The sequence below is a fragment of the Microbulbifer sp. JSM ZJ756 genome (genome assembly GCF_044383805.1).
Classification (GTDB): Bacteria; Pseudomonadota; Gammaproteobacteria; order Pseudomonadales; family Cellvibrionaceae; genus Microbulbifer; species Microbulbifer zhoushanensis.
The window spans coordinates 316,035-331,783 of sequence record NZ_JBISER010000003.1; the positions used below are offsets into that span (position 1 = coordinate 316,035).

17 protein-coding genes are annotated in these 15,749 nt (G+C 63.0%); 10 read left to right on the forward strand and 7 right to left on the reverse strand.

The genetic code is table 11. The features are described 5' to 3' along the window. Positions 1 to 74 precede the first annotated feature (74 nt). From pstC to ACH6CX_RS07645, 5 genes are all read left to right on the forward strand, one after another. Positions 75 to 1,454, forward strand: coding sequence for a phosphate ABC transporter permease subunit PstC (pstC, locus tag ACH6CX_RS07625; RefSeq protein ID WP_237062218.1), 1,380 nt, complete (start codon positions 75 to 77; stop codon positions 1,452 to 1,454). Beyond that, positions 1,447 to 2,733 (forward strand): phosphate ABC transporter permease PstA, encoded by a 1,287-nt coding sequence (gene pstA, locus ACH6CX_RS07630; RefSeq protein WP_232940258.1) that lies wholly within the window; start codon positions 1,447 to 1,449, stop codon positions 2,731 to 2,733. The genes pstC and pstA overlap by 8 nt, the downstream gene beginning before the upstream one ends. 160 nt (positions 2,734 to 2,893) lie before the next feature. Then, positions 2,894 to 3,634 carry a phosphate ABC transporter ATP-binding protein PstB gene (pstB, locus tag ACH6CX_RS07635; protein ID WP_255701180.1) on the forward strand — a complete coding sequence of 247 codons (741 nt, stop codon included), beginning with the start codon at positions 2,894 to 2,896 and terminating at the stop codon, positions 3,632 to 3,634. A 41-nt stretch (positions 3,635 to 3,675) separates the two neighbouring features. Continuing rightward, positions 3,676 to 4,377, forward strand: a complete 702-nt coding sequence (phoU, locus tag ACH6CX_RS07640) for a phosphate signaling complex protein PhoU (RefSeq protein ID WP_232940256.1) — start codon at positions 3,676 to 3,678, stop codon at positions 4,375 to 4,377. A 143-nt stretch (positions 4,378 to 4,520) separates the two neighbouring features. Further along, positions 4,521 to 4,835, forward strand: coding sequence for an antibiotic biosynthesis monooxygenase (locus ACH6CX_RS07645; RefSeq protein ID WP_232940255.1), 315 nt, complete (start codon positions 4,521 to 4,523; stop codon positions 4,833 to 4,835). A 102-nt stretch (positions 4,836 to 4,937) separates the two neighbouring features. Here the strand turns inward: ACH6CX_RS07645 and ACH6CX_RS07650 are convergent, their stop codons facing one another. Beyond that, positions 4,938 to 6,212, reverse strand: coding sequence for a M48 family metalloprotease (locus tag ACH6CX_RS07650; protein WP_232940254.1), 1,275 nt, complete (start codon positions 6,210 to 6,212; stop codon positions 4,938 to 4,940). Between the two features lie 66 nt (positions 6,213 to 6,278). Between ACH6CX_RS07650 and ACH6CX_RS07655 the strand changes: the two genes are divergently transcribed. The 4 genes from ACH6CX_RS07655 (at position 6,279) to ACH6CX_RS07670 (ending at position 8,616) form a co-directional block, all read left to right on the forward strand. Beyond that, on the forward strand, positions 6,279 to 6,758 hold the full coding sequence (locus ACH6CX_RS07655) for a DUF4265 domain-containing protein (RefSeq protein ID WP_232940253.1): 480 nt from the start codon (positions 6,279 to 6,281) through the stop codon (positions 6,756 to 6,758). A gap of 63 nt (positions 6,759 to 6,821) precedes the next feature. Further along, positions 6,822 to 7,598: a peroxide stress protein YaaA gene (gene yaaA / locus ACH6CX_RS07660; protein WP_237062203.1), complete on the forward strand. Its 777-nt coding sequence runs from the start codon at positions 6,822 to 6,824 to the stop codon at positions 7,596 to 7,598. Further along, the gene (locus ACH6CX_RS07665; protein WP_396675252.1) at positions 7,595 to 8,239 is read left to right on the forward strand and encodes a DUF938 domain-containing protein; all 645 of its coding nucleotides are present in this window, start codon (positions 7,595 to 7,597) and stop codon (positions 8,237 to 8,239) included. The genes yaaA and ACH6CX_RS07665 overlap by 4 nt, the downstream gene beginning before the upstream one ends. Positions 8,240 to 8,253: 14 nt before the next feature. Further along, complete coding sequence (locus tag ACH6CX_RS07670; protein ID WP_232940248.1) at positions 8,254 to 8,616, forward strand: hypothetical protein; 363 nt, start codon at positions 8,254 to 8,256, stop codon at positions 8,614 to 8,616. A gap of 21 nt (positions 8,617 to 8,637) precedes the next feature. Here ACH6CX_RS07670 and phoR read toward each other — a convergent pair whose 3' ends face one another. The 4 genes from phoR to ACH6CX_RS07690 form a co-directional block, all read right to left on the reverse strand. Next, positions 8,638 to 9,939, reverse strand: coding sequence for a phosphate regulon sensor histidine kinase PhoR (gene phoR, locus ACH6CX_RS07675; RefSeq protein ID WP_232940246.1), 1,302 nt, complete (start codon positions 9,937 to 9,939; stop codon positions 8,638 to 8,640). Between the two features lie 140 nt (positions 9,940 to 10,079). Next, complete coding sequence (phoB, locus tag ACH6CX_RS07680; RefSeq protein WP_232940245.1) at positions 10,080 to 10,784, reverse strand: phosphate regulon transcriptional regulator PhoB; 705 nt, start codon at positions 10,782 to 10,784, stop codon at positions 10,080 to 10,082. 90 nt (positions 10,785 to 10,874) lie between these two features. Beyond that, a complete protein-coding gene (ubiA, locus tag ACH6CX_RS07685; protein WP_232940244.1) occupies positions 10,875 to 11,756 on the reverse strand; it encodes a 4-hydroxybenzoate octaprenyltransferase in 882 nt (293 codons plus the stop codon). After that, positions 11,753 to 12,352: a chorismate lyase gene (locus tag ACH6CX_RS07690; protein ID WP_237062201.1), complete on the reverse strand. Its 600-nt coding sequence runs from the start codon at positions 12,350 to 12,352 to the stop codon at positions 11,753 to 11,755. The genes ubiA and ACH6CX_RS07690 overlap by 4 nt, the downstream gene beginning before the upstream one ends. Positions 12,353 to 12,583: 231 nt before the next feature. Between ACH6CX_RS07690 and ACH6CX_RS07695 the strand changes: the two genes are divergently transcribed. Further along, the gene (locus tag ACH6CX_RS07695) at positions 12,584 to 13,888 is read left to right on the forward strand and encodes a dicarboxylate/amino acid:cation symporter (RefSeq protein WP_237062176.1); all 1,305 of its coding nucleotides are present in this window, start codon (positions 12,584 to 12,586) and stop codon (positions 13,886 to 13,888) included. A gap of 87 nt (positions 13,889 to 13,975) precedes the next feature. Here ACH6CX_RS07695 and ACH6CX_RS07700 read toward each other — a convergent pair whose 3' ends face one another. Together ACH6CX_RS07700 and ACH6CX_RS07705 are read right to left on the reverse strand one after the other, a co-directional pair. Next, entirely contained in the window at positions 13,976 to 14,662 is a 687-nt protein-coding gene (locus tag ACH6CX_RS07700) for a hypothetical protein (protein ID WP_232940241.1), read from the reverse strand. A gap of 351 nt (positions 14,663 to 15,013) precedes the next feature. Then, on the reverse strand, positions 15,014 to 15,748 hold the full coding sequence (locus ACH6CX_RS07705; RefSeq protein ID WP_232940240.1) for a hypothetical protein: 735 nt from the start codon (positions 15,746 to 15,748) through the stop codon (positions 15,014 to 15,016). Between the last annotated feature and the right edge of the window lies 1 nt (position 15,749).

Genomic DNA, 15,749 nt, shown 5'->3' on the forward strand with positions numbered 1-15,749 from the left:
CCTGCTGGGCAATGAATTCACAGTAAAAAGTCCGGATAATGCCCGGCGCAAATACCTGAACGCACGGAAATTCGATGCAGACACCAACTTTATTCGCCCTGCTGTTGCTGCTGGTGCTGGTGGCCTACGGCACCGGCTTCAGCCGCGCCCTGGCGGCGGCCCGCAGTCGCGGTGGCATGCGCAACCTGGCAGCCCTGCCCAGCTATTACGGTACCCACACCGCGCTCTGGTGCGGCCTGCCGGCGCTGTTGCTGCTGGGGGCGTGGCTGGCCTTTGACGACCCGATCATCCGCTCGCTGGTGATGGGTACCATCGAGGACAAGCCGGATACCATCGCCGGCCGCGACCTGCTGTACGCGCAGATCCAGAATGTGGCGGCGGGCAACCTGTTCGGTGAGCCCAGCGCCCAGGTCAAGGCTGCGGCGGAGCGGCTGCAGGGCCTGCAGGGAACCGCGGCGGTACTGCAGACGGTGATCGTGCTGATCCTGTCGGCGGGGCTGGGTGCGTTCACCCTGCTGCGGTTCTCGCCGGAACTGCGCGCGCGGGAAAAGGTGGAAAAAGTCCTGCGTGGGGTGCTGGTGACCTGTGCCAGCGCCGCGATCCTGACCACCGTCGGCATCCTGCTGTCGGTGCTGTTCGAGTCCCTGCGCTTCTTCCAGTCGGTGCCGGTGACCGAGTTCCTGTTTGGCCTGCACTGGAGCCCGCAGATGGCCCTGCGCGCCGACCAGGTGGGCTCCAGTGGTGCCTTCGGTGCGGTGCCGCTGTTTACCGGCACCCTGATGGTCTCCGCCATCGCCATGTTCGTTGCGGTCCCGGTGGGCCTGATGTCCGCCATCTACCTGGCTGAGTACGCCAGCAAGCGCGTGCGTTCCCTGGCCAAGCCGGTACTGGAGATCCTCGCCGGCGTGCCCACCGTGGTTTATGGCTTTTTCGCAGCGCTGACCGTGGCGCCGTTCGTGCGCGAGATGGCCACCTCCATTGGCCTCGAGGCGTCCAGCGAGAGTGCGCTGGCGGCGGGACTGGTAATGGGGGTGATGATTATCCCGTTTGTGTCGTCGCTGTCCGACGACGTGATCAACGCAGTGCCCCAGTCCCTGCGCGACGGTGCCCTGGGGCTGGGTTCCACCCACTCGGAGACCGTGCGCAAGGTGGTGATCCCGGCGGCGTTGCCGGGCATCGTCGGTGGTGTGCTGCTGGCAGTCTCGCGCGCCATTGGCGAGACCATGATCGTGGTGATGGCCGCCGGCCTGGCCGCCAACCTCACCGCCAACCCGCTGGAGTCGGTTACCACTGTGACGGTGCAGATCGTCACCCTGCTGGTGGGCGACCAGGAATTTGACAGCCCCAAGACCCTGGCCGCGTTTGCACTGGGCCTGATGCTGTTTTTGTCCACGCTGGTGCTGAACTTTATCGCCCTGCACGTCGTGAAAAAATACCGGGAACAGTATGACTGATTTAACCCAAGACCAGGTGCGCGAGCGTATCGAGCAGAGCCTCGCCGGCCGCCACCGCAAGGAAAAGCTGTTTCGTGGCCTCGGTATTGCCAGTATTGCCTTCGGTATACTGGCGGTGCTGGTGCTGTTCACCGATATCATCAGCAAGGGCAGCGGCGCCTTTGTACAGACCGCGGTGCAGCTGGAAGTGACCTACGACCCCGCGGTGCTGGGCATCGACACGGTCGATGACGAGAGCCTCACCTGGGCCAACTTCACCGGTGTGGTGCGCGAGGCACTGCGCGCGCGTTTCCCGGATGTCAGCAGCCGCGGCGAGAAGCGCCAGCTCTACACGCTGGTCTCCACCGGTGCGCCCTTTACCCTGCGAAACCGCCTGCAGGCCAACCCGGAACTGCTGGGGAAGACCGAGAAGGTCTGGTTTGCCGCCGACGACGATGTGGACACCTATTACAAGAGCCTCGACGACTCGGCCGAGGGTTTCCGTGGCCGCACCTCCGACCAGATGGCCGCGTGGGTGGCGCAGCTGGCGGACAGTGGCGAGCTGAAGAAGCGTTTCAACACCACCTTCTTCACCAACGGCGATTCACGCGAGCCGGAACAGGCCGGTATCCGCGCGGCGCTGGTGGGCTCACTGCTTACCCTGATGGTGACCCTGGCGCTGTCATTCCCCATCGGTGTGGCAGCGGCCATCTACCTGGAGGAATTCGCGCCCAAGAATCGCTGGACCGACCTGATCGAGGTGAATATCAACAACCTCGCGGCGGTACCGTCCATCGTGTTCGGCCTGCTGGGCCTGGCGATCTTTATCAATTTCTTCGAGCTGCCGCGTTCGGCGCCACTGGTGGGCGGCCTGGTACTGACCCTGATGACCCTGCCCACCATCATTATTTCCAGTCGTGCGGCACTCAAGGCGGTACCGCCGTCGATCCGCGAGGCGGCAATGGGCATGGGCGCTTCCCGGATGCAGGTGGTATTGCACCATGTGCTGCCACTGGCCATGCCCGGCATGCTCACCGGCGCCATTATCGGCATGGCGCAGGCACTGGGTGAGACGGCGCCGCTGCTGATGATCGGTATGGTGGCTTTTATCGTCGACGTACCCGGTGGTGTCACCGACCCGGCCACTGTGCTGCCGGTACAGATTTTCCTGTGGGCGGACAGCCCCGAGCGCGCCTTCGTGGAGAAAACCTCCGCTGCGATCATGGTTCTGCTGAGCTTCCTGATCGTGATGAACGCCAGTGCCGTCTGGCTGCGCAAGAAACTCGAGCGCCGCTGGTAGCGGCTGATAAACTGGGACTGATTGCATGAATACCATGACCCTCGATGCCGGCAATGCTGCGCCGGCAGCAACCGGACAACTGGAACAGGACACTGTGGACACCAATACCAAGGTAAGCGAGACCGTCGGCCAGCCGTTGTGTGACGATGCCAAGCTGAGCATGCGCAACGTCAATGTCTTCTACGGCGAAACCCAGGCCATCCACGATGTCAGCCTGGATATTGGCCGCAACGAGGTGGTGGCCATGATCGGTCCGTCCGGTTGCGGTAAGTCCACCTTCCTGCGCTGCATCAACCGCATGAACGACACCATCGAGGGCTGCCGGGTCGATGGCGACCTGACCCTGGATGGCGAGCCGATCTACGGCCCCAAGGTGGATGTGGTGCCCCTGCGCGCGCGGGTGGGCATGGTGTTCCAGAAGCCGAATCCCTTTCCCAAGACCATTTACGAGAATGTGGCCTACGGTCCCAAGATCCACGGCATTGCCAGCCGTCGCGCCGAGCTGGACGAGATTGTCGAGAACAGCCTGCGTCGCGCCGGCCTGTGGAACGAGGTGAAAGACCGCCTGGACAAGCCCGGTACCGGCCTGTCCGGCGGCCAGCAGCAGCGCCTGTGTATCGCCCGCGCCATTGCCGTGAGCCCGGAAGTGATCCTGATGGACGAGCCCTGCTCCGCCCTGGACCCGATCGCCACCGCCCGGATCGAGGAGCTGATCGACGAGCTGCGCGAGAACTACACCATCGCCATCGTCACCCACTCCATGCAGCAGGCGGCGCGGGTAAGCCAGCGCACCGCTTACTTCCACCTGGGTCACCTGGTGGAAGTCAACGATACCGAGACGGTGTTCACCAATCCGCAGCACGAACTGACTGAAGCCTACATCACCGGCCGCTTCGGTTAAGAAGCTGGTCTACAATGGCGCTGTAAAGAAGCGACAAAACTATGGAAATGCATTTCGACCAACATATCTCCCGTCAATTCAACGAAGACCTGGAAAGCCTTAAGAGCGAGATGCTGGAAATGGGTGGCATGGTCACCCGCCAGGTGGCTGAAGCGGTGGAGTCCCTGGCCAACGCCGACAGCGAACTGGCCGAGAAAGTCCTGCGGGTGGAAAAGGAAATCGACCGGCGGGAGATGGATCTCGACGAACACGCGACCCTGATTATTGCCAAGCGCCAGCCGGCTGCATCGGACCTGCGCATGGTGATGTCGGTGATCCGTATTGCCCGCGACCTGGAGCGGGTCGGCGACGAGGCGGCCAAGATTGCCAAGATGGCCATCGCCCTTACCGAGGAAGGCACAGCCCCCCGCGGTTATACCGAGATTCGCCATATCGCCAACGCGGTGCGCAAGATGCTCAACGACTCCCTGGATGCCTTCACCCGCTTCGATGTAAAAGCGGCACTGGACACCCTGGCGGAAGATGAGCAGGTGGACATGGATTACCGCACCGCCCTGCGCGAGATGATCACTTTCATGATGGAAGACCCGCGCAGTATCTCCCGGGTAATGAATGTACTCTGGAGCCTGCGTTCACTGGAACGCATCGGTGACCACGCCAAGAATATCTGCGAGCAGGTGGTTTACCTGGTGGAGGGCGCGGATATCCGCCACGGCCACGAGGATAACCTGAAGAAGGTGTAATCCGGCCCTGCGGGCAGCATCACTATCCAGGTTGCCCGGCAGACCAGCCATAGAAAAGGCCGCTTCCCGCGGCCTTTTTTTATGCCCGCCGGTTAAACAGCTAACCTTGGCGAAACCAGTGGATTTAGTGCGGAGACTAACCGATGAAGTACTTATTCGAAGTGAAAATCCGGGAGGGCCACACGGCCGAGGAATATGCCGATGCCTGGGTGCGCGCCTCGGAGCTGATCCAGCAGGCCCCCGGTGCCCGCGGCACCGAACTGCATCGCAAGATCGGCGACCCGACCCGGCTGATTGCCATTGCCAGCTGGGACAGCAAGGAACAGCGAGACGCCATGGAGAGAAACCACAGCCCGGAGATCGATGCAATTATCCGCAGCGCCGCGCCATATGTTGAAATCACGCCCATCGGCGAATTTGAAGAGCCCGAATGGGTGGTAACCCCGACGGGCCGGTGACCCGTCAAGTTCGGGGGCTGGTTGTGGCAGCGACCCGCTGCTGCACCAGGAATAAAAAAGGCCGCTGTAAGCGGCCTTTGTGCTTCTGCCGGTAGGGGCTATTCAGCCTTTATTCCCCAACGCCTGCATCCGCGCCTGCGCCTTGGTGCCTATCTCGCCACCGGCCTTGGCTGCCGTCTGGTAGTGGCCGTAGGCGGTCTGTACATTGCCCTGCTTTTCGTACACCTGGCCCAGGAAATAATGTGCATGGGGCGTTTCCAGGTAGCGCATGGAGCGGGTCAGGTCGCGCTCGGCATCGGTGTAGTTGTTCAGCTGCGCGCTCATCAGGCCACGCTTGAGCCAGTGGGAGAAGAGCCCCGGGTTTTTCTGCACCGCCTTGTCATAGGCCCCGTGGGCGGCCTGGTACTGTTCCTTCTGCGCCAGCAGGTCGCCCTCGAGCTGGAAGAAGGCGGCCTCGCGCGGCTGCTGGCGCTGGGCCTGGCGGGTCAGGTTGAGGGCCCGGTCATACTGCTTCTCCTTCACTGCGGCCAGGGCCTTGTCATAGGTCGCGTAGGCATCCGCGTCGCGCTTCAGCTGGGCAATGGCCTGCTGGTAGGCGGCGCGGTTGGTGGCGCCACCGCTGGACAGCTTCTTGGCGTGCGCGATATTGGCATCCACCCGCGCCTGGGACGGTGGGTGGCTGGCAAACAGGGCTGCCAGGCCACCGGACTGGCTGCCCTCGGACAATTTCACAAACTTGCGCTGCAGTTCCACTGCGCCCTGGGGGTTGTAGCCGGCGGCGGCCATATACCGCATGCCGTACTTGTCCGCCTCCAGTTCGTCGCCACGGCCGTGGCGGGCAATATAGGCGGAGCCGCCCAGCTGGCCACCGAGCGAGACCAGGTCGCCGTAACCGGTGCTCTGGGTGGCGGCGCCCAGTACCGCCAGGCCCGCGCCGAGGACCTGCTGCTGGGACATGGCAGCGGCTGAATGGCGCGCCGCGGCGTGGACGATCTCATGGCCGAGTACCGCCGCCAGCTCCGCCTCGTCCTCCAGCAGTGTCAGCAGCCCGCGATTGACCGCGATCTTGCCGCCGGGCAGCGCCCAGGCATTGGGGGTACCGTTGTTCAGCACCACGAATTCGTAGGGCAGCTGCGGCTGGTCGGAAACCCGCGCCAGCTTCTGGCCCACCCGGCTGACATAGTCCTGCAGGGACTTGTCGACCACATATTCACCGCCCTGTTGCTGCTGGGTGATGGGGTACTGCTTCTCCCCCAGGGCCACTTCCTGCCCCTGGGAAATCAGTGATAGTTCCTGTTTGCCGGTGACGGGATTGACCGCGCAGCCGGACAGCAGGGTGACGGCCAGTCCGGCCGCGGTGAGTGCACGCGAGATCATTGTCTCCTCCCTGTATAATGCCTGGATTAGTTGCGACCTATTTTACACAGTCCCGGGAGAGAGGTTATGACGGCACTGCAGATTATTGAACTGTTCGCGGGCGTGGACCCCGAAGGCCAGCCGGTGGTGGAGCGGCTGCAGGTGCGGGTCAATGAGGACGACAGCTGCCAGCTGGTGCGCTCCCCGGCGTTTATCAAGGGGATCGCCAGCGGCGATACCATCAAGGTGAAGAAGGACACCCAGGAGTTTGAGCTGGTCAAGCGCTCGGGCAACCTGGCGATCAGGGTGTTGTGCCGCGGCGACAGCGCGAAGCTGTCCGACCAGCTCACCCCGCAGCTGGAAAAGCTCGGCGGCGAGCTGGACATGGAGACCCCGCGCCTGCTGGTTTACAGCATCCATGTCAGCTGCGGCTTCGCCAATATCGAGCATATACTCAACAGCGTCTGCGACGGTGCCAACAGTGTCTGGAACTATGGCAACGTCTACGACCCGCAGGACGGCCAGACACCGCTCAACTGGTGGACGGAAATTCTCAAGCCGGAGTAACCCCGGCTTTTGGACCGTCCGCCCACTTGCACCGACCAACAATCCAGCCAACCAAGGAAACCGATGTTAATCGTTATCTCCCCAGCCAAGACCCTGGATTACGACAGTGAAATACCGGAGCTGGACACCACCCAGCCCGAGTTCCTCAGGGATTCCGCCACACTGGTCAAGGAGCTGCGCGCGCTGGGCCCGCAGGATATCTCCAGCCTGATGAAAATCTCGGACAAGCTGGGCGTGCTCAACTATGACCGCTTCCAGCAGTGGAAGCGGCCTTTCACCGACAGGAACGCCCGCCCCGCCCTGCTCGCCTTCAAGGGCGATGTCTATACCGGCCTCGAGGCAGAGACGATGGGCAAGCGGGATTTCAACTACGCGCAGAAGCACCTGCGCATGCTCTCGGGCCTCTATGGCCTGCTGCGCCCGCTGGACCTGATGCAGCCCTACCGGCTGGAGATGGGCACCAGGTTTGCCAACTCCCGGGGCAAGAACCTGTACGAGTTCTGGGATGGCAAGATTACCGCAGCGCTGAACGAACAATTGCAGGGACTCAAGAGCCGGGAACTGGTCAACCTGGCTTCCAACGAGTACTTCAAGGCGGTGAAGCCAAAGCAACTGGAAGCCGAGGTCATTACCCCGCACTTCCGCGACCTGAAAAACGGCGAGTACAAGATGATCAGCTTCTTCGCCAAGAAGGCCCGCGGCATGATGAGCCGCTGGGCCATCGACAAGCGTGTAAAGAAGGCGGCGGAGCTGAAAGACTTCGATGTGGCCGGTTACGCGTACAACGCCGGACTGTCGAACGGCAACGACTGGGTCTTTACCCGCGACGAGGCCCAGTGAGCGAAACCGGACTGCCCGACGCGCCGGCCTGCGGGCGCAACCGCGCGCCCATTCTCGGTGAATTGCGCCGCCTGCTGGCCGACAGCCGCTCGGTGCTGGAAATCGGCAGCGGCACCGGCCAGCACGCGGTCTATTTTGCCCCGCGGCTGCCGCACCTGTGCTGGCAGTCGTCGGACCGGGCCGATAACCTGCCCGGTATCCGGGCCTGGCTGGCTCACTGTCCCTCACCCAACCTGCCACCACCCCTGGAGCTGGATGTGGACCGGGCCTGGCCGGAGTTGCAGGTAGATGCGGTGTTTACCGCCAACAGCCTGCATATCATGGCAGAATCCTCGGTGGCGGCGCTTTTCCGGCAGCCGCCGCGGGTATTGCGCCCCGGTGGCCAGCTGCTAGTGTACGGTCCCATGAAAATTGCCGGCGATTATATTGGGCCGGGCAATGCCGACTTCGACCAGTGGCTGCACCAGCGGGATCCGGCCAGCGGGATTCGCGACCTGGAGTGGCTGGATGGCCTGGCGGCGGCCGCGGGCCTGGAGCGCCGCGAGCTGAATTTCCTGCCGGCCAATAACCAGCTGGTAGCCTGGCGCAATCGCGCGGCGCCGGCTGGTTACAGGCAGTCGACAACAAGCAGTTATCAATAACGAGGTGAGCTGATATGCCCCAGTGGCTCGAGATTGCCGTGGTGATGGCGTTTGCCATTGCCGCCGTGTTTTTCCTGGCGAAATACCGCGAGACCGCGGCCACCCTGCACGAGAGTGAGCGGATGAAAAAGCGGCTCTCCAGCGAGCTGACCCGCTACCGGGATGCCACCACCCTGCGCGCCCTGCGCGATGCGCTGGTGGGCAGTAACGGCCTGCCAATAGACGATGAGGGCCGCGAACACCTGCTGGTCCGCGACGGAGATATGCAGCTCTACCACCTGACCCTGCGGCGCCAGTGCAATGCCGTGGGTGAAGGCGAGAAAGTGACCTATACGAAGGATGGCAAAGAGGTCGAGCTCGAGGAGCTGAACCAGTAACGCCCCCGCCCGTTCCCGGGATCAGGCGGCGCTGCTGGTTGCCAGGCGCTGTTCCGGGAAATGCAGGGTGAAAGTACTGCCCCGCCCGGGACTGCTGTGTACGGTCATCTCGGCCCCGTGGCGCAGCAATACATGCTTGACGATGGCCAGCCCCAGGCCGGTGCCGCCGCTCTCCCGGGAGCGCCCGGCGTCCACCCGGTAAAAGCGCTCGGTCAACCGCGGGATATGGATGGGATCGATACCGATGCCACTGTCGCGCACGGCGAAGTGGCCGCCCCGGCCATCGACCCACCAGCGCAGCTGGATCGGCCCGCCCTCCGGGCTGTACTTGACCGCATTCAGCACCAGGTTGGCAAAAGCGCTGTGCAGCTCGGTGGCATCGCCGGTGATGATTGAATCCTGCTGGCAGTCCACCGTGATTTCGTGGCGGCCGCCACTGAAACTTCGCGCCTCCTGAGCAACCCGTTCCATCAGCTCGCTGACAGTAATCTTTTCCCGCCCGCTTTCCCGCTCCGAGGTTTCCAGTCGCGCCAGCAGCAACAGGTCATTGACCAGCGCCGTCATGCGAGCGGTCTGCTCACGCATCTGCGCCATGGGCCGCTGCCAGGGTTGTGGCGCCATCCCGCTGCCCTCGAGGGTCTCCAGGTAGCCGGCAATCACGGTCAGCGGTGTGCGCAATTCATGGGAAACATTGGCGACAAAGTCCCGGCGCATCTGCTCCAGGTTGTGCAGCCGGGTGATGTCCCGCACGATCACCAGCGCCTCGTCGCGGCCGTAGCGGGTGAGTTCCAGCTGCAGGATGCGGGCGTCATTGCCCGGCGCGGGCATGGTCAGCGGGCCGCGGGCGCCGGGTTCGTTATTGTGGATATAGCGCACGAAGCCGGGGTCGCGGACAAAGTTGACCAGTGGCTGGCCGGCGTCTTCCGGGCGCAGCTTCAACAGCTCACCGGCGGCGGGGTTCCACCAGGCCAGGTTGCCGTCGTCTTCCAGCGCCACGATACCCTCGCGCAGGGCACTGGTGCTCTCCTGCACCCGGCGCAGCATGGCGTGGAGTTTCTGCTTTTCGCGCCGGTGGCGGCGCTGCAGGCGGTAGAAATCGTCCGAGATCTCGCCCCAGATGCCGAATACGGTGGGGGCAGGGCCGCGACGGCCGTTGGCCAGCCAGCGATTGAAGCGGTGCTGCTGGGCGAGGATCCAGAAGAGGTAGACCCCCAGGCCCAACACAAGCGCCCAGCGCCATTCAGTGGTGGCAAAGCCGAATATTGCCGTGCCGAGGGCGATCACCGCGAAGCGGGAAAACTCGCCGATACTCCGTTCCAGCATAGTGGTGGGCTGTCTCCGGTCTGCGGATGGGCGTACGGCGAGTGGCCGCCGCCTCTGGTCCGGCTCGGGTCAGGTTGCTCGTTGTCTGGTGGTACGGCTTCCAGCGACGGGCCGTGCCGCAGGTCGCGCAGGGCGAATTCTTACACTTTCTCGGCGGTTTGCACAGAAAAGCGATACCCGGTGCCGCGCACCGTCTGGATAAAGCGGTCGTGACCGTCGACGGCGAGGGCCTTGCGCAGGCGCCGGATATGAACATCGACGGTGCGCTCTTCGACGTAGACATTGCCGCCCCAGACATGGTCCAGCAACTGGGTACGGGTGTAGGCGCGCTCCTGGTGGGAGAGGAAAAATGTCAGCAGGCGGAACTCGGTGGGGCCCATATCCACTGCCTGGCCCTTGATGCTTACCCGGTGACTGATGGGGTCCAGCACCAGGTCGCCGGCGGTGAGCGGTTCCTCCGGGGTGGAGGGGCCGGCACGACGGAGCACCGCTTTCAGGCGGGCAACCAGTTCGCGCGGGGAAAACGGCTTGGTGATGTAATCGTCGGCGCCGGTTTCGAGGCCCTTGATCTTGTGGTCCTCTTCGCCCTTGGCGGTCAGCATGATGATGGGCAGGGTCGAGGTGAGCTCGTCCCGCTTCAGGCGCCGGGCCAGCTCGATCCCGGATACATCGGGCAGCATCCAGTCGAGCAGGATCAGGTCCGGCCGCTCGTCGATTACCAGTGCGTGCGCTTCCTGCGCGTTTTCAGCCTCGATACAGCGGTAATCCGCCATTTCCAGTGCCACCCGTAGCATATCGCGCACGGGAGCTTCATCGTCGACGATGAGAATCGTTTTGCTGTCCATGTAACTGTCACACCCTACTGTCGGTGGGGTCATTTAACGGCATTTTAGTGACAACCATATGACAGTCACCCTGTGCCGTGACAGGTTTGTTCAGCCGAACAGGAAAGAGAAAAATATACCCGCAAAAACGACACCGCCTACCCAGTTGTTGTTCAGGAAGGCCTGAAAGCAGGGTGTTCTTTCCCGGTCGCGCACCAGCCACTGCTGGTACGCGAACAGCCCGGCGGCGACCAGCACGCCGGCATAATAGACAGCTCCCAGCCCGAAGCGCGGGCCCACCAGCAGCAGCGACGTTACCACCAGCAGCTGCAGGACGGCGGTCATGGGCCGGTCCAGCTCGCCGAACAGTACCGCGGTGGACTTGACCCCGATCTTCAGGTCGTCATCCCGGTCCACCATGGCATAGAAGGTGTCGTAGGCCACTGTCCACAGCAGGTTGGCGGTATACAGCAACCAGGCCTCGGCTGGCACCTCGCCCCGCACCGCTGCGAATGACATGGGAATGCCCATGCTGAAGGCCGCGCCCAGCACCACCTGCGGCAGGTGGGTATAGCGCTTGGCGAAGGGATAGCAGAATGCCAGGGCCACCGCCGGCAGTGACAGCAGGATCGTCAGCCTGTTGGTGGTCAGCACCAGCAGCAGGGCCACCAGGCTCAGGCCGACAAACAGCCACACCGCGGAGGCCGGAGTGATTTTACCGGTGGCCAGCGGGCGGCCCGCAGTGCGCTTTACATGGCCGTCGATACCCCGGTCGGCGAAGTCATTGATTGCGCAGCCGGCGGCACGCATCAGGATCACGCCCAGGGTGAATACCGCAAACAGGTGCAGGCCGGGCCAGCCGCCGGCCGCCAGCCACAGTGCCCACCAGGTGGGCCACAGCAGCAACAGTGAGCCGATCGGGCGGTCCAGTCGCGCCAGCTGCCAGTAAGGGAGCGCTGCGGGCCAGCGCTGGGAGAGTTGTTGACTGATCACGTGTTCTGTCCCCTTCCCGGCTGCCGTCCCGCCATGGGCGGGCAGTCGGGATCAAAAGCCTGCAGGAATGTCTCCGCCACCAGCAGCGGCCGGTGATGCAGCCAGAAAGTCGAGCGCCGTCCCCAGGCCAGTTCCGACTCGCCCGCCAGTTCCGGCAGGGCGCATTGCGGGTTGCGCCGCTGGCGGTTCAGCACAATCGGGTCTCGCCGGATGCCCGGTTCACTGAACAACAGCTCGCCCAGCGGGCGGCTGTCCAGGTGGCGCAATTGCCGCGCGGGCCCGCGCAGGGTCTGTTCCGGCAAAACGCTGCGGGCATAGACCCAGGGGGTGTCGTTGCCGTACAGCAGCACTTCGCGCACCAGCGCCAGTTGCCGGTTGCGCAGTCCGAGTTCGCGTCGCTCCTCGAGGTTGGGTTGCGCCCAGCGCTGGTCCAGCACCTGTACCCGGAACCGGTTGGCGCTCAGCTGCCGCAGCGCCGCCGTCAATGAGCCGGGATGCAGCAGCCACGCCAGCAGCGGAGCCGGCGGCCGGCAGTGCAGGGACTCCAGCGGCTGCCTGAACCACTGGCCCACAGGTGCGTAAGGAGACTGGTACAACACAAACCCCGGAGCAAAACCAAAGGCGCTATTGTACCCCGGCCTGCGGCCCGGTAACCAATTCCGCCACCCGACTTTTGCCGAAGGCCGCGGCTGCCGATATAGTGGCCGTTTGCGCAAAGCGGAACCTATCCGGTCCCCCGACCCGCACCAGCGCACCGGTTCCTGCACGGAAAGTATCGTGCGGGCCTGCGGCACGGGGCCAAACAATCGTGGAGAACTGCAACAGACATGGGTCTCACTACAAGAATACTCCTGGGGATGCTGGCCGGCATCGTGGTCGGGGTCGTCATCTATGCCGTCGGCCACACCCTGATGCCGGGCAGCAGCCTGGCCCACTTCCTCGACACATACCTCGCCGGTGGCCTGTTCGATATCATCGGCCGGGTATTTATCGCCTCGCTCAAACTGATGGTGGTGCCGCTGGTGCTGGTATCGCTGATCTGTGGTGCCTGTGCCCTGTCCGAGGGGCACCGCATCGGCCCCCTGGCAGGCAAGACCCTGTTGCTGTACCTGCTCACCACCGCAGTGGCCATTTCACTGGCGCTGCTGGCGGCCCTGGTGGTGCAGCCCGGTGTCGGCGTTGAGGCCAGTGCCTCCGCGACATTCGAGGCCAAGGAGTCCCCGCCCCTGTCCGAGGTACTGGTGAATATCTTCCCCACCAACCCGGTGCAGGCCATGGCCGAGGGGAACATGCTGCAGATCATCGTGTTTGCCCTGCTGATGGGCTACGCGATCGCGCACTGCGGCGAGCCCGGCCGGCGCGTGTCGGCGTTCTTCCGCGACCTCAACGACGTGATCCTGCGCATGGTGGGCGTGCTGATGGTGTTTGCGCCCTACGGTGTCTTCGCCCTGCTCGCCAAGACCTTCGCCGAGCTGGGTTGGGGCTTCATGCTCGACCTGGGCAAATACTTCCTGGTGGTCCTGGGTGTGCTGCTGCTTCACGGGCTGGGGGTCTATTCCCTGGTGCTCAAGCTGCTGTCCGGGCTCAACCCGCTGGAACTGCTGAAGAAAATGCGCCCGGCGATGGCCTTTGCCTTCAGTACCGCTTCCTCGGCCGCCACTATCCCCGTCACACTGGCCACGGTTGAGAAGCGCCTGGGTGTGGATAACAAGGTGGCTGCCTTTACCGTACCCCTGGGAGCCACCATCAATATGGACGGCACTGCCATCATGCAGGGCGTGGCCACGGTCTTTATTGCCCAGATGTACGGCGTGGATATCGGTCTCGCCGGTTACCTCACGGTGATCCTGACCGCGACCCTGGCCTCAATCGGCACAGCGGGCGTGCCCGGCGTGGGCCTGATCATGCTGGCCATGGTACTGCAGCAGGTGGGCCTGCCGCTGGAGGGCATCGCCATTGTGATGGGTGTTGACCGGCTGCTGGATATGGTGCGCACGGCGGTTAACATCACCGGTGATTCGGTGGTCAGCACGGTGGTTGCCAACAGCGAGGGCGCCCTCTCACGGGAGGTGTTTTACGATGGTAACTACAACAGTGTGTCGGATAACAACCGGGAAGCCGTGGCTACCTAGCGGGATACGGGATCTTGCCTGAAGTGGGGTGCCCGGTAGCCAGTTGTTGCCGGCGCCCCCTCTTTACAGAAGTTGCTGGCCCGGGGTTCAGAGTGAGGCCAGCGTGCGCAGTTGCTCCGCCTCGAAGTCGTCTTCGCTCTCATCGAGCATCTCATCCACCATTTCGGCGAGCGCCCGCTTGATTGATTCCTCGGTGGTATCCTCGCCGTTGCCGCCGCCACCGAGCGGCGTTTTCGTTTTGTAGGACTCGCTGATGCGCAGGCCGGCGATGTCGATTTCCCCCGCGCGGATGACGCGCCCTTCAGAGGTGAGCCACTGGTAGCGATAGACGCCCTCCAGTTCCACCTTGCCACGCTCAAGCTTGTATTCACTGCCGGTGCGCAGGTCGCTGAAACGCTTGATGACCTTTACGTCCAGGGTGTTTTTCAGCGTGAGGTGTGCTGCCCGCTCCACCAGCGGCACCTCGCTGTCAGTGAATCGTTCGGTCAGTTGGCGCGACAGTTCATTGTGTACATGGGTGTGGTAGGTACGCAGTGCTTCGTCCTTGATGGCGGTCAGGCTGAGGCCGGCATTGGCTTTTTCCAAGAGTTCGGCAAGGCCTGCGCCGCTGACCGGCATGGGAATATCCAGCGCAATCTCGGCCGGTGCGACCCGCACCCGCGGATTGACCGCATCATCCTTGAAACCCAGGAAGTTGCCCTGGGCCCAAGTGGGTACAGACAGCACGAGCAGCAGGCCGGTCATGGCAAACCGGCGGGCGGGGAATATCATCACTGTTGTCTCCGACATATTTATTTTTATTTGTGCGACGGTGTACCGTCGTTCTTATGGGTCGCAACGCAGTGCAACCACAGGGGCGATTACCGGGAGAGACTGCTGTATTCGCCGTTGTTATGTGGGGAATAGATAACAGAAATTTTTATAGTACGCCAGTCCGCAACTGGAGTGATTTGTGGGACTAAATTTCTAAAATTAGTCACTAAGTGAAAGAGAGTGTGTTATCTCGGGAGACGGGGAATTTCCCTGGCATGTTACGCGCCAGTCGGATAGGTAGGTCCGGGAAAAAATAAAGCGCGGCACGCTGGGTTGCGCGCCGCGCCGGAGGGGTCAGATTGTAGTGCTGTATCAGCGAGACTGGCTCTTCAAAGCCAGCTGCTGCAGCCTGTCGGACTCGAATCGGTCCTCCAGTTGTTCGACGATTTCATCGGCCAGGTCGGTGAGGGCCCGCTCCACTGCCGGACCGGTGCTGTCCTCGACGGCACCGCCATCTTTGGGGGTACGCGTGATGTAGCGGCGTTCCACTTCCAGTTGCCCAAGATCAATCAGCTGCTCGTCCAACAGGCGTCCCTGCCGGTTCTTCAGCGTGTAGCGGAATTTGCCATAGACCCTGAGAGAGCCTTTCTCCGTGTCGTGGCGGCTGGACCTCATCACGTCGCGAATTTTCTGCCGGATGGCGACATCTACCGAGCTGTCCAGGACCAGGTCACCGTTCTGCCCTACCACGGGAATGTCTTCGTCTGCGAGCAGTTCGGAGATCCTGCCCTGGAGCTCAGTTTGCAGGTGGGCACTGAACCGTTCCACGGCGTCCTGTTTCAGTTTGCCGAGGCCGTTGGGCAGTGAAAGCAATAGTTGCAGGCTCTGGCCATCCATCGGGGTTGGGCCATCCAGCGAGATTTCACTGGGCCGGAGCAGCAGGCTCGGGTTGGGTGTGTCTTCGCCACCGCCAAACCACTGGGCCTGTGCCGGTACTGCGAGGCAGGCAAGCAGTGCGGACAGCAGTAGTGATTTGCAGGTACTGATTGGGCTGGCCTTTACGGGGCTCCTGTTGATGGGACTTTGAATGCGACTTATGCGACTCATT